Raw genomic sequence first — 11,496 nt, 5'->3', positions numbered from 1 at the left:
GTGATTATCCAGACACCTGGCTTACGGGGAACAGGGAAAAATGAAGACTTGTCTCGTCGTCGACGACTCGAAGGTGATCCGCAAGGTCGCCCGCCACATATTGGAGACGCTCGACTTCGAAGTCCGCGAGGCCGGTGACGGCCGCGAGGCGCTCGATTCCTGCCTCGATACGCCGCCCGACGTGATCCTGCTCGACTGGAACATGCCGGTGATGAGCGGAATGGATTTCCTGCGCGCACTCAAGGATTCGGGACTTCCCGTGCGTCCCAAGGTGGTGTTCTGCACCACCGAGAACGGCATGGCCTATATCCGCGCCGCGATCGAAGCGGGCGCGGACGAATATGTGATGAAGCCGTTCGATCGCGAGACGCTCGAAAGCAAGCTGCAGATCGTCGGCGTCGCCTGAGCTTCGGCTGAGGAGAAGCGCTGATGGCGCATTCCACTCTGGTGAAGGAAAGCGTTGGGCTCGCATCGGCGACCCGCGTTCTGATCATCGACGATTCGGTCGTCGCGCGATCGGTGCTCGGCCGGATGGTCGAGGCCACGCGGCGCTTCGCCGTCGCCGGTGCGTTCAGCGACGTCAGCGCGGCGCTGAGCTGGCTCGACAAGAATCGCGTCGACGTGATCCTGCTCGATATCGAGATGCCCGGCATCGACGGGCTGACGGCGCTCCCCGATATTCTGCTCGCCAGCCACGGCGCGAAAGTGCTCGTGGTTTCTTCCTCTGCGGACGATGGCGCGGCGGTGAGCGTCCAGGCGCTCGCGCTGGGCGCCGCTGATACTTTGGTCAAACCCGGCATCGGCGCGTTTGGCGGCCGCTTCGCCGAAGTGCTCGAAGAGAGGCTTTCCAAATTGTTCGAAGCGCCGGCCGATCTTGCGCCGCATGCCAACGGCTATGGCCCGGTCCCTGCGCCGCGCGACTTCGATTTGGTCGCGATCGGCGCCTCGACCGGGGGGATCCACGCGCTCAGCCAGTTCCTCCGTGCGATCCCGGCAGGTTTCCAAGTGCCGATCCTCGTCACGCAGCATCTACCGCCTTCCTTCATGGGCTATTTCGCCGCGCAGCTCGCGGTGCTCGGCGGACGTCCGTGCGAAGTCGCGACCGACAGCATGCGGATCCGCCCCGGCCGCATCATCGTGGCGCCCGGCGATGCGCACATGCGCGTGGTGCGCACTTCGGAAGGCGCGGCGATTCGGCTGACGCACGAGAAATCGCTGAGCGGCTGTATGCCTTCGGTCGATCCGATGTTCGAAAGCGTGGCCGAAGTATTCGGCAAGCGCGCTCTGGGCGTGGTGCTGAGCGGCATGGGCCGCGACGGATGCGAAGGCGCCGGCGAATTGTTTGCGGCGGGCGCGCGCGTGCTGGTCCAGGATCAGGCGAGTTCGGTGGTGTGGGGCATGCCCGGCGCGGTCGCCAATGCCGGGCGCGCCAGCGCAGTGCTGCCGCCCGACGAGATCGGCCGGCTGGTCGCAGGGCGCGGAGGCCGGGCATGATCCCGCCCTCGCAGCCCATGCCATCGCCGGCGGCAATGAACATGATTGCGGCGCTACTCGAGCAGCGCGCGGGGCAACAGATCGCCGCCAATCGCTCGTGGCGGATCGAGACGGCGCTCAAACCGATCCTGCGCGAGCGCGGGCTGGCCACGCTCGACGATCTGGTGGCGCAATTGGTGGCGGCGCGGACAGGGGAGCTGGGAGATCTGGTGGTGGATGCGCTGCTCAATCAGGAAACGAGCTTCTTCCGCGATGCGGCGGTACTCGATGCGGTCGGCGACGCCGCCGAGGAAATGCACGCCGAATGCAACGACCGCCGGCTGCGGATATGGTCCGCGGGATGCTCAACCGGTCAGGAGCCGCTGAGCTTGGCGATGCTGTTCGCCGAGCGCGGGCTGGACGGGCTGCGCGCGCCCGAGATCGTGGCGACCGATATTTCGCCCGCGGCGCTGGCGCGCGCGCGGACGGGCAAATTCTCGCAGTTCGAGATCCAGCGCGGGCTTCCCGTGCGGCGGATGATGACCTGGTTCGATACCGTGGGCGCCGATTGGGTGGCCAAACCCGAGCTGGTCCGTCGTATCCAGTTTCGCCAGCACAACCTCACGGCCGATCCGGCGCCTCCGGGCAAGTTCGATATCGTTCTGTGCCGCAATGTGCTGCTCTATTTCTCGCCGACGGTGCGCCGCACGGTGTTCGACATTCTCTCCAGCGCGATCCGCCCCGGCGGGCTGCTGGTGATGGGTGCGGGCGAGACCGTGATCGGCCAGACCGAGCATTTCACGCCGAGCGAGCGCTTCCGTGGCTTTTACCGCGCGGCGATTCCGTCGCTCCATACTTCGCGCGCCGCTGCGCTGGGTTGATACGCTTCGTTTCTCCCTCGCGCAGCGGGGGAGAGGGACCACGACATGCTGGAGGGGGCATCGCCCGCGAGCGCATTGTTTGGGGATAGGTCCCCTCTGTCGCCTTCGGCGCCACTTCCCCCGCTGAAGCGAGGGAGGAATTGCTGTCTCGTGCTTCAGACCCTAGTCTGACCCGGTGAGCGACCTTCCGATCATCGACGCGCCGTCGCCCAATTTCAACGATCGGCGGCTCCCGGTCAGCATGATCGTGCTCCATTATACCGGCATGGTCAGCGGCGAGGCCGCGCTCGAGCGGTTGCGCGATCCGGCGGCCGAAGTATCGGCGCATTATATGGTCGAGGAAGATGGCCGCATCTTCCGGCTGGTCGACGAGGACAAGCGCGCCTGGCATGCCGGTCGGGCGAAGTGGCGCGGGATCACCGACGTCAATTCGGCGTCGATCGGCATCGAGATCGTCAATCCCGGGCACGAGCACGGATATCGCAACTTCCCCGAGGCGCAGATGAGCGCAGTGATCCCGCTGGTAGCGGAGATCAAGGAGCGGCACGCGATCACCCGCGGCAATGTCGTCGGGCATTCGGATGTCGCACCGGCGCGCAAGGAGGATCCGGGCGAATTGTTCAACTGGCATGCGCTCGCCCGGCTTCGGCTGGCGCTGCCGCGGCCAACCCGGAATTTGATCGATCCGGGCTGGCCCGATGCCGGTTTCATGCTGGCGCTCGAGCGCTTCGGCTATGACGTGGAGGATCCGGTAGCGGCCGTGACGGCGTTCCAGCGGCGCTTCCGGCCCGAGATGGTCGACGGCGAGATCGACGGCGAGTGCCGCTGCCTGTTGCTGGCGCTGCTGCTGCCGAAGCCGCAAGGGGATGATTGAGAGTGCCGAATGTTTCGCATTGAGTATGCCCCGGATGCGAACATCTTGCATCTGACTGTCGGCGGTTTTTGGAAGCCCGAGGATGTCCCGGCATTTGCCAAGGCCGTTGGAGCGAAGGCGCATGAGGCCCGCGCAGTTCGCGACGATTTCAACGTGCTCGTCGATTCGCTGGAGTTTCCGGTGCAAGCCAATGATGTCGCGGACCTGCTGACCAATGTGATGATCGGCGGGGCGGCGCTGACGTCGGGGTGGTTTGCGGTCGTCGTCGGCAGCCATCTCAACCGGCTGCAGGCCGAGCGTACGCTGGTGCATCCGCGGCTGCGCGTATTCCAATCGCTGGAGGAAGCGCGGGACTGGCTCGCGACGCACTGATGGCGAAGAAGCAGTATCTGAGCGCGACCTTTGCCGATGGCTATGTGAAGACGATCGGGCCGGTCGTAACGCCGTTTACGCATTGCTGGCGGATCGTGGCGCTGCTGGAGAACGGCAAGACCGAGGTTTTCTGGGGCCACACCAAATCGCTGGCCGAGGCGAAGAAGAAGCAGGCGCCGGCAGTGGATGCGGCGAAGGTGCGCGGGTGGCAGCGCTACGATTTCGAGATTGCCGAGGTGGTGCCGGCGGATCGCTAGGGCTTCCAATCGCCCGCCAATCCGCTAATCCCGGCCCCGCCAGAGGGTTGGGCGGCCGCGGGTGCGCAAGCACGCGAGGAAAGTCCGGGCTCCACGGAAATACGGTGCCGGGTAACGCCCGGCGGGGGTGACCCCAGGGAAAGTGCCACAGAGAGCAGACCGCCCACTGGTTCTTCGGAATTGAGGGCAAGGGTGAAAGGGTGCGGCAAGAGCGCACCGCGGACCTGGCAACAGGAACGGCATGGCAAACCCCACCGGGAGCAAGACCGAATAGGGACGGCACATGAGGTGTTCCGCCTCGTCGTCCGGGTTGGTTGCTTGAGGGGCGGAGCGATCCGTCCCCTAGAGGAATGGCCGCACAGCCTCGCAAGAGGTGGACAGAACCCGGCTTATAGACCCTCTGGCATCTTTCCCTCCCCGGGAGGGGGAGGATTGTGGGTGGCGTTTGGCGGGATCGAACCCTATCTGCGCTTCCTTATGGCGCGTTCGACACGGAATTCTGACTGGGGCTTTCCCCGCTGGCGCGAATATGGCGCCGATCGCGAGGCGGTGACCGTGCGCATGTGCGATCGGCACGGCTGCAACGAGCCTGGCGACCGGCCCGCGCCCAAATCGCCCAATAGCCCGGATCGCTGGTATTTCTGCGAGACGCATGCCGGCGAATACAATCGCAGCTGGAATTACTTCGAGGGCCTGACCGCCGAGGAAGCCGCCGAGCGCGAGGCCGCGGAGCGCCGCGACGCCAGCGGCTATACCGAGAGCAAGGCCAATAGCTGGGCGGGGCCGGGCGACGGCAGCCGCTCGCGCGACGAGATGCGCGCGCTGGAGCTGCTGGAGCTCGAAGTGGATTCGGATTTCGACGCGGTGCGGCTGGCGTGGCGACGGATGGCCAAGGCCAACCATCCTGACGTTCGCCCGGGCGATGCGGAGGCGGCGAAGCGCTTCCAGGCGATCCAGGCGGCGTATGACATGCTCAAGGCCGCCGAAGAAGCGCGGACCTGGAAGCCGGAGGAGCGCTAGGCGTAGCGCGCGGCGGTCTCGCGGATCAGGGCGATCATGTTTGGGATGCCCTGGGTGCGGTTCGAGCTGAGCTGGTTGCCGAGGTCGAAGGGGGCGAGAGCGCCTTCCACATCGGTGGCGAGGATCTCGGCGGGGGTGCGGTCCTGCACGGTGAGCAAGACCAGGGCGATGACGCCCTTGGTGATCGCCGCGTTCGAATCGGCGAGGAAATGGAGCCGGCCATCCTCCAGGCGGGTGGGATAGACCCATACCGATGCCGAGCAGCCGCGAACGAGCGTGGCATCGGTCTTGAGCGGCTCGGGCATCGGCTCCAGCGCGCGGCCCAGATCGATCAGCAGGCGATAACGATCGTCGGCTTCGAGGAATTCATATTCGTCGTGGAGATCGGCGAGGTCGGTCATGCGGGGGCTATACCGGCCTTCGCCTCTAATTCCACCGTCACCCTGAACTTGTTTCAGGGTCCAATTCTCCACGGGCGTCATCGCTTGGGGAGCGTTGGATGCTGAAACAAGTTCAGCATGACGGACGGTCCTTGCCGAGGCTTAGAGATCCACGCCTGCCGCAATCGCTTCGAGCTTGCGGATGCGCTCCTTGAGATCGGCGACTTCGATGCGCGAGCCGACCGAGGGGCCGGCCTGGCCGGGCTGGGTCTCGGCCGTATGGCGATCGAGCATTTCCTGGCGCTTGAGAGCCAGCCAGCCGCGCCATCCGGAAAGGCTCGCTGCGGTTACCATGCCAAGGCCGGCAAGGCCCGAGACGGCGACGGTGATGTAGAGATTGGGATCGTTGGTCACGTCATTCCTCCCTGGTCAGACGTTAGTTCTTGTCGCGCAGCAACTCGATCTCGCGATCGAGGCGGGCGCTGCTGTCATTGGTGTCGGTGATGACACGCTCGAGGACCTGGATCCGCTCCTTGAGGGCGCGAAGCTCGTCCTTGAGCCGGGCATTCTCGACGCTGGCCGCGGGGTCTGCGCCGCCGCGATACTGCTCGTTGCCCCATTTGTCCTTGTGGATGCCGTAGCGCGCCTTGAGCACGCCGCCGATGGTGGCGATCACGACGATGGCTACTACCATTTCGAACGGATTCATTGCACCTAACTCCCTCTTGGCGCCTGGGCGGCGCTTAGTTCTGCGAGGCTGCCTGCGCGGCGCGATAGGCGCGGCGGACAGGGCGGTCCCGGACTTCGGCGAGGGCAATACCTCCCCCGCACAGTGCTGCAAGCACTGCGAACATTACGATGATCATTTGACTTCCTTTGCTTTGCTGCGGCGGGCGCAGCGGGCTTTAGTTGAGCGGCGCGTCGCGCAGCTTTTCGATTTCGTCCGCAAGGCTGACCCCGCGATCGGTGATGATCCGTTCCAGAACCTGGACGCGCTGTTCGAGCCTCTCGGTCTGGGCGGCATATTGGGCAGCCTTTTCGGCAACCATCCCAGCCTCGATCTCCATCTTGCGCTGCTGCATCGCCAGCCAGGGCTTGAAGAAGACCCCGCCAAAGACGGCGAGCAGGCCGACGGAAATGCCGAGGATCGGTATGAGAAGTGGGGAAAGCATCGTTTCTTCCTTCTGGTTCAGCGCAGCGCGTCGATTTCGCGGGCGGTGCGCTCGGCGGGATCGGTGGCGATCCGCTCGAGCACTGCGATCCGCTCTTCGAGTCGCGAGATCTGGCCGGTGAGGCGCTCGTTCTCGCTCGACAGGAGCCCGATCCTGCGATCGGCATCGGGATCGCCCTTGGCGGTCTTTCCCGACCATTCATTCTCGAGCGGGTAGCCGTGCTTAGCGCGGATTGCGCTCGAGATGAGCCAGCCCAGTGTCGAGATCGCGACGATCAGGATCACCATTACCTGTCCACCGGTCATGTTCTTCCTCCCTCTGCAGCCTGCGCCTAGCGCAGGCTGTCGATCTCGTCGGCGAGGCGCGTGTTGCGGCTCGTATAGTACATCTCGATATCCGCCAGGCGGCGATCGATGTCGCGGAACTTGGAGCGGACCTCGCTGGTCGTGCGGCGCGGATTGGCGCGCACGCCCTGCCAGAACTTCTCCTCTTCCGGGCCTTCGTACAGGCCGATCGGCTTGTTCGGAGCGAGCCAGGCGACCAGCAGATAACCCAGGATCACCGTGCCGCTGGTCGAGAGGGCCAGGACGACCATGCCGACGCGCAGCCAGATCGCTTCGATGCCGGTATAGTCGGCCAGGCCGGCGCAGACGCCCAGGATCTTCGAGTTCTGCTTGTCCAGGTAGAACTTGGTACGGCTCGACATCTCAATTCCTCCTTGAGAGATCAAATTCCGTCTCGGGGCGCTCGGGGCGCAGCGGCCGGAAATCGGGGTTGTCGGCGGCGATGATGCGTTCGACGGTTTGCAGGCGCTCTTCGAGCTGCCGGGCGACGTAGTGGAGCTCATCGAGGAGCTTCTCGTCTTCGCCGGTGATCGTGCCGATCTGCTTCCATTTGGTAACATAGTGGAAGATCAGCCACGGCAGCCCGATGAAGATCGATCCGATCGCAATGATCGGGATGAAGACCTCATCCATCTCAGGCGCCCTTGCCCATCCGCGCCTTCAGCGCTTCGAGTTCGGCATCGACCTTGTCGTTCGACTTCAGCTCGGCGATTTCCTCCTCAAGCGTCTTGGGGATCGCGCCCAGGCCGGCCGCTTCGGCGCGGCCCTCGGCGAAGTCCACCCGGCGATCGAGCACTTCGAAGCGCGAGAATGCGTCCTGCATCTTCGAACCGTTGGTCATCTCGCGGAGGCGAGTGCGGTTGTTCGCGCTCTCCAGCCGGGCGACGACCGAGTTCTGGCGGGTGCGGGCCTCGCGCAGCTTGGTCTGGAGCTTCGTGATGTCCTCTTCCGAAGCCTTGAGCGCCTCGTCGAGCACCGAAATCTCCGAAGTCAGCTGCTCGCACATGTCGGCGGCCTTCTGCTTCTCGACCAGGGCGGCCTTGGCCAGGTCCTCGCGGCCCTTGCTCAGCGCCAGCTCGGCCTTTTCGGTCCAGCTCGCCTGAAGCCCTTCGAGCTTCGAGATGTGGCGGCGCATTTCCTTCTGGTCGGCGATCGTGCGGGCCGCGGAAGCGCGGACTTCGACCAGGGTCTCCTCCATCTCGAGGATGATCATGCGGATCATCTTCGCCGGATCTTCGGCCTTGTCGAGCAGATCGGTGACGTTCGCGGCGATGATGTCGCGGGTTCGTGAGAAGATACCCATAATCAAAACTCCTTCGGGTGATGGGGTTGCCGGGAGGGGCTAGGGGAACCCTCCCGGCTGTGCCGCTCGCCGGGGCATTGGCGAGCGGTAGACGGGGTTAAGCGACCAGCGGCGCCGAGACGGTGCCTGCGACCAGCAGAACACTGCTGAGCAGGGCGAACGAGACGGCGAAGAAGGCGCTGCGGAAGTTGTTTGCGGTATAAGCCATGATTGAATTCCCTGAACCTTGGCCCGATGTTCGGGCTTGTTTTTGTTGGCCCGCTGCCGGGCTTGCCTGATACTCAGCACAAGTCGTGCCAGTTTCTGAAACTCACGGTTTTCCGCCATTTTTGCCGTTCATATGACGTTCAGGCGTATTTTATGGCTTGCCAATTGTTGGGAAAATTCGCCAAGGGTTCGGCATGGAGCGCACCACACACGTCATCGGCCAATCCCCCCCATTTCTGGAGGCGCTGGAACGCGCGAGCCGCGCCGCTGCGCTGGACCGTCCAGTGCTGGTGATCGGGGAGCGCGGGACGGGGAAGGAACTGGTCGCCGAGCGCCTGCACCGCCTGTCGCCGCGCTGGGATCAGCCTTTGGTAGTGATGAACTGCGCGGCGCTTCCCGAGACGCTGATCGAAGCCGAATTGTTCGGGCACGAGGCGGGGGCATTCACCGGCGCGACCAAGGCGCGGGCGGGGCGTTTCGAGGAAGCCCATCGCGGCACGCTGTTCCTCGACGAGCTCGGCACGTTATCGATGGGGGCGCAGGAACGGCTGCTCCGCGCAGTCGAATATGGCGAGATCCACCGGATCGGTTCTTCGCGCCCGGTCCAGGTCGATGTCCGCATCGTCGCCGCGACCAACGAGCATCTGCCCGAACGGGTAGAGAAGCAGACCTTCCGCGCCGATTTGCTCGACCGGCTGAGCTTCGAAGTGGTGACGCTGCCCCCCTTGCGGCACCGCAAGGGCGACGTGCAGGTGCTGGCCGATTTTTACGGACGGCGCATGGCGTCCGAGATAGGGATGCAGGATTGGCCCGGCTGGGGTCCGAATGCGCTGGACGCGCTGGAGAATTACTCCTGGCCGGGCAATGTCCGCGAGCTGCGCAACGTGGTCGAGCGGGCGGTCTATCGCTGGGAGCGGTCGGGTCCGGTGGACGCGATCGAGATCGATCCGTTCGAATCGCCGTTCCGCCCGCGCGCGGCGACTGCTAGCGCGGCGCCCGTAGCGGCCACGCCCGCGATCGATCAGGCGCCGGCGCCGGTTCCTGGGCTCGACAGCGGCAGCGACTTCAAGACGCGCGTGAATCGCTTCGAACGCGAATTGCTCTCACGCGCGCTGGCCGAGCACCGCTTCAACCAGCGCTCGACTGCGGAAGCGCTTGGACTGAGCTACGACCAGCTGCGGCATGCGCTCAAGCGACACGAGCTGCTCGGGGCGGGGGGCTGACAATAGGCGTCACCCCGGCGAAAGCCGGGGCCCAGAGTTATTGGCCGCAACGCTCGTGGCTCTGGGTCCCGGCTTTCGCCGGGATGACGAAAATGATCAGAGCAGGGGATCGAAACCCAGGTCTTCAGCCAGATCGCGCCAAATGGGATTGTCCGTCTCGATCAACTCGATCTTCCAAGCCCGCTTCCACTCCTTGATCCGCTTCTCTCGAATGATCGCGGATTCCATTTCCTCATGCACTTCGAACCACACGAGTTCGAACGACATCATATTTTGCAGTGAAGCCGCCAAATGCCTTCGCACGGTGTTGATAAATCCGACCGGGCATGTCGGAAGTGACGCCAGTGTAAATCGTGCCGTTTAGACGACTGGCGTCCGATCCATGCCTTCCTCCATCGTCATTCCGGTGAAAGCCGGAACCCAGAGCCAAGAGCGATATTACGTACGGCCCTGGGCTCCGGCTTTCGCCCCGGTGTGACAGGTTTAGTGCATGTTGGTCATCGCAAGCAGCATCGGGATCGACAGCATCACGTTGAGCCGCGAAGCAATCATTGCGGTCTTGCCGGCCTTGGCCTTGGCGGCATCGTCGGCTTCCACCAGCCCGAGCAGTTTCTTCTGGTTTGGCCAGATCACGAACCAGACGTTCACGGCCATGATCAGGGCCAGCCACATGCCGATGCCGATCAACTGATAGCCCGGCTTCATCGCCAGCCCCTCATGGAGCTCGTCATAAAGCCAGGCGAGGATCGCGCCGGTGATCACGGTAAGCAGGGCGGCCCAGCGGAAGAAGAACAATGCCTTGGGCGCGATATGCTTGGTGACGCCGGGCTTCAGCTCGGCCGGGATCGACGGCATGGTCGGGATCTGCACGAAGTTGAAATAATAAAGCAGACCGATCCAGATGATGCCGAAAAAGACGTGGAGCCACTGGAAGATGTGGTTCGCATCAAGCGTCACATAATCGGTGTAGATCGGCGAGAAGATGATCCCGAGCGCGAGCACGAACCCGACTGCGAGCACCGCGTGAAGATTGCCGAAGAATTTGTCCATTGGATGCTCCCCTGGTGCGCGGCCGGTCTGCCCCCGAGCCGCTGGTAGCGCATCCTATGATCGGAAATTTCGTTTGTCACACGCAATGAAATTTGTGGGACCCGCCACGCGAATAGCGGCTAGGCGCGGGAGCGCTCGCCCTCGCCCGCGCGTTGGGCAAACGATTCCTCTTCTATGGAGTAGCTTTGATGGCTTTCGAACTTCCCCCGCTTCCCTATGACAAGTCCGCCCTCGCGCCGCATATCTCGGCCGAGACGCTCGAATTCCATCACGGCAAGCATCACAAGGCCTATGTCGACAAGACCAATGGCTTCGTCACCGAAAAGGGGCTGGAAGGCCGCAAGCTGAGCGAAGTGATCGCGCACGCCAAGGAGACGGGCGACAAGGGGCTGTTCAACAATTCCGCCCAGGTCTGGAACCACAGCTTCTATTGGCAGTGCCTGTCGCCGAACCAGGCCGCGCCCTCGGGCAAGCTCGCCGACCTGATCGCTTCCGAGTTCGGCAGCGCGGACGAGTTGGTCAAGAAGCTCGTCGCCGAATCGACTGCGCATTTCTCGAACGGCTGGGGCTGGCTGGTGCTCGACGGCGGCAAGCTCAAGGTGACTTCGCTGCACGATGCCGACACGCCGGTGGTGTATGAAGGCATGCAGCCGCTGCTGACGATCGACGTGTGGGAGCACGCATATTACGTCGATTACCGCAATTCGCGGCCGAACTATCTCGATGCGGTGACGGCGAATTTGATCAACTGGGAATTCGTCGCGCAGAATTTGGATGGCGCGGGCGTGGGTCGGGCGGACCAGGAAGGCTGATTATGCTTTCCCTCTCCCGCTTGGGAGAGGGAATGGGCCCGCTCGCGAAGCGAGTGGGAAGGGTGAGGGCAGGCCAGACAATCGTCCTCACCCTTCCGGCGCTTCGCGCCTCCCTCCCTCTCCCGGTG

19 protein-coding genes, 1 other RNA gene and 1 pseudogene are annotated in these 11,496 nt (G+C 64.0%); 10 read left to right on the top strand and 11 right to left on the bottom strand.

Going from position 1 to position 11,496, the window contains the following annotated elements; all coding sequences use genetic code 11:
• Nucleotides 1-40 precede the first annotated feature (40 nt).
• The 8 genes from ACZZZM_RS14085 (at nt 41) to ACZZZM_RS14050 (ending at nt 4,877) form a co-directional block, all read left to right on the top strand.
• A complete protein-coding gene (locus ACZZZM_RS14085) occupies nt 41-406 on the top strand; it encodes a response regulator (protein WP_463595714.1) in 366 nt (121 codons plus the stop codon).
• Nucleotides 407-429: 23 nt separating this feature from the next.
• Nucleotides 430-1,494: a chemotaxis-specific protein-glutamate methyltransferase CheB gene (cheB, locus tag ACZZZM_RS14080; RefSeq protein WP_463595713.1), complete on the top strand. Its 1,065-nt coding sequence runs from the start codon at nt 430-432 to the stop codon at nt 1,492-1,494.
• Nucleotides 1,491-2,354 carry a CheR family methyltransferase gene (locus tag ACZZZM_RS14075; protein WP_463595712.1) on the top strand — a complete coding sequence of 288 codons (864 nt, stop codon included), beginning with the start codon at nt 1,491-1,493 and terminating at the stop codon, nt 2,352-2,354. Before cheB ends, ACZZZM_RS14075 begins: the two co-directional genes overlap by 4 nt.
• A gap of 175 nt (nt 2,355-2,529) precedes the next feature.
• On the top strand, nt 2,530-3,228 hold the full coding sequence (locus ACZZZM_RS14070; RefSeq protein ID WP_463595711.1) for an N-acetylmuramoyl-L-alanine amidase: 699 nt from the start codon (nt 2,530-2,532) through the stop codon (nt 3,226-3,228).
• 9 nt (nt 3,229-3,237) lie between these two features.
• Nucleotides 3,238-3,600, top strand: a complete 363-nt coding sequence (locus tag ACZZZM_RS14065) for a hypothetical protein (RefSeq protein ID WP_463595710.1) — start codon at nt 3,238-3,240, stop codon at nt 3,598-3,600.
• Nucleotides 3,600-3,857, top strand: a complete 258-nt coding sequence (locus ACZZZM_RS14060) for a hypothetical protein (protein ID WP_463595709.1) — start codon at nt 3,600-3,602, stop codon at nt 3,855-3,857. Before ACZZZM_RS14065 ends, ACZZZM_RS14060 begins: the two co-directional genes overlap by 1 nt.
• Before the next feature lie 39 nt (nt 3,858-3,896).
• Nucleotides 3,897-4,265: RNase P RNA component class A (gene rnpB, locus ACZZZM_RS14055), an RNA gene on the top strand.
• 30 nt (nt 4,266-4,295) lie between these two features.
• A complete protein-coding gene (locus ACZZZM_RS14050) occupies nt 4,296-4,877 on the top strand; it encodes a J domain-containing protein (protein WP_463595708.1) in 582 nt (193 codons plus the stop codon).
• On the opposite strand, the gene ACZZZM_RS14045 is transcribed toward ACZZZM_RS14050, so the two are convergent.
• The 9 genes from ACZZZM_RS14045 to pspA form a co-directional block, all read right to left on the bottom strand.
• Complete coding sequence (locus tag ACZZZM_RS14045; protein ID WP_463595707.1) at nt 4,874-5,278, bottom strand: SufE family protein; 405 nt, start codon at nt 5,276-5,278, stop codon at nt 4,874-4,876. The two genes, ACZZZM_RS14050 and ACZZZM_RS14045, sit on opposite strands and share 4 nt — an antisense overlap.
• A gap of 141 nt (nt 5,279-5,419) precedes the next feature.
• Nucleotides 5,420-5,611, bottom strand: a complete 192-nt coding sequence (locus ACZZZM_RS14040; protein ID WP_463596451.1) for a hypothetical protein — start codon at nt 5,609-5,611, stop codon at nt 5,420-5,422.
• Nucleotides 5,612-5,693: 82 nt separating this feature from the next.
• Nucleotides 5,694-5,966, bottom strand: a complete 273-nt coding sequence (locus ACZZZM_RS14035) for a hypothetical protein (protein ID WP_463595706.1) — start codon at nt 5,964-5,966, stop codon at nt 5,694-5,696.
• Between the two features lie 34 nt (nt 5,967-6,000).
• Nucleotides 6,001-6,123 (bottom strand): hypothetical protein, encoded by a 123-nt coding sequence (locus tag ACZZZM_RS14030; RefSeq protein WP_463595705.1) that lies wholly within the window; start codon nt 6,121-6,123, stop codon nt 6,001-6,003.
• A 39-nt stretch (nt 6,124-6,162) separates the two neighbouring features.
• The gene (locus ACZZZM_RS14025; protein ID WP_463595704.1) at nt 6,163-6,429 is read right to left on the bottom strand and encodes a hypothetical protein; all 267 of its coding nucleotides are present in this window, start codon (nt 6,427-6,429) and stop codon (nt 6,163-6,165) included.
• 17 nt (nt 6,430-6,446) lie between these two features.
• On the bottom strand, nt 6,447-6,734 hold the full coding sequence (locus ACZZZM_RS14020) for a hypothetical protein (protein WP_463595703.1): 288 nt from the start codon (nt 6,732-6,734) through the stop codon (nt 6,447-6,449).
• Nucleotides 6,735-6,760: 26 nt separating this feature from the next.
• Nucleotides 6,761-7,135 (bottom strand): envelope stress response membrane protein PspC, encoded by a 375-nt coding sequence (gene pspC / locus ACZZZM_RS14015; RefSeq protein WP_463595702.1) that lies wholly within the window; start codon nt 7,133-7,135, stop codon nt 6,761-6,763.
• A gap of 1 nt (nt 7,136) precedes the next feature.
• Nucleotides 7,137-7,406, bottom strand: a complete 270-nt coding sequence (pspB, locus tag ACZZZM_RS14010) for an envelope stress response membrane protein PspB (RefSeq protein ID WP_463595701.1) — start codon at nt 7,404-7,406, stop codon at nt 7,137-7,139.
• A 1-nt stretch (nt 7,407) separates the two neighbouring features.
• Nucleotides 7,408-8,076: a phage shock protein PspA gene (gene pspA / locus ACZZZM_RS14005; protein WP_463595700.1), complete on the bottom strand. Its 669-nt coding sequence runs from the start codon at nt 8,074-8,076 to the stop codon at nt 7,408-7,410.
• 401 nt (nt 8,077-8,477) lie between these two features.
• On the opposite strand from pspA, the gene pspF reads away from it, so the two are divergent.
• Entirely contained in the window at nt 8,478-9,506 is a 1,029-nt protein-coding gene (gene pspF / locus ACZZZM_RS14000; protein ID WP_463595699.1) for a phage shock protein operon transcriptional activator, read from the top strand.
• Nucleotides 9,507-9,602: 96 nt separating this feature from the next.
• On the opposite strand, the pseudogene ACZZZM_RS13995 reads toward pspF, so the two are convergent.
• Both ACZZZM_RS13995 and ACZZZM_RS13990 read right to left on the bottom strand, forming a co-directional pair.
• A pseudogene (locus ACZZZM_RS13995) lies at nt 9,603-9,930 on the bottom strand (GIY-YIG nuclease family protein).
• Between the two features lie 59 nt (nt 9,931-9,989).
• Entirely contained in the window at nt 9,990-10,556 is a 567-nt protein-coding gene (locus ACZZZM_RS13990; RefSeq protein ID WP_463595698.1) for a urate hydroxylase PuuD, read from the bottom strand.
• A gap of 188 nt (nt 10,557-10,744) precedes the next feature.
• Between ACZZZM_RS13990 and ACZZZM_RS13985 the strand changes: the two genes are divergently transcribed.
• Nucleotides 10,745-11,368 (top strand): superoxide dismutase, encoded by a 624-nt coding sequence (locus ACZZZM_RS13985; RefSeq protein WP_463595697.1) that lies wholly within the window; start codon nt 10,745-10,747, stop codon nt 11,366-11,368.
• Nucleotides 11,369-11,496 lie beyond the last annotated feature (128 nt).

Source organism: Sphingomonas sp. AC522, from assembly GCF_979258125.1.
This window is presented reverse-complemented; position numbering and strand designations above follow the sequence as displayed.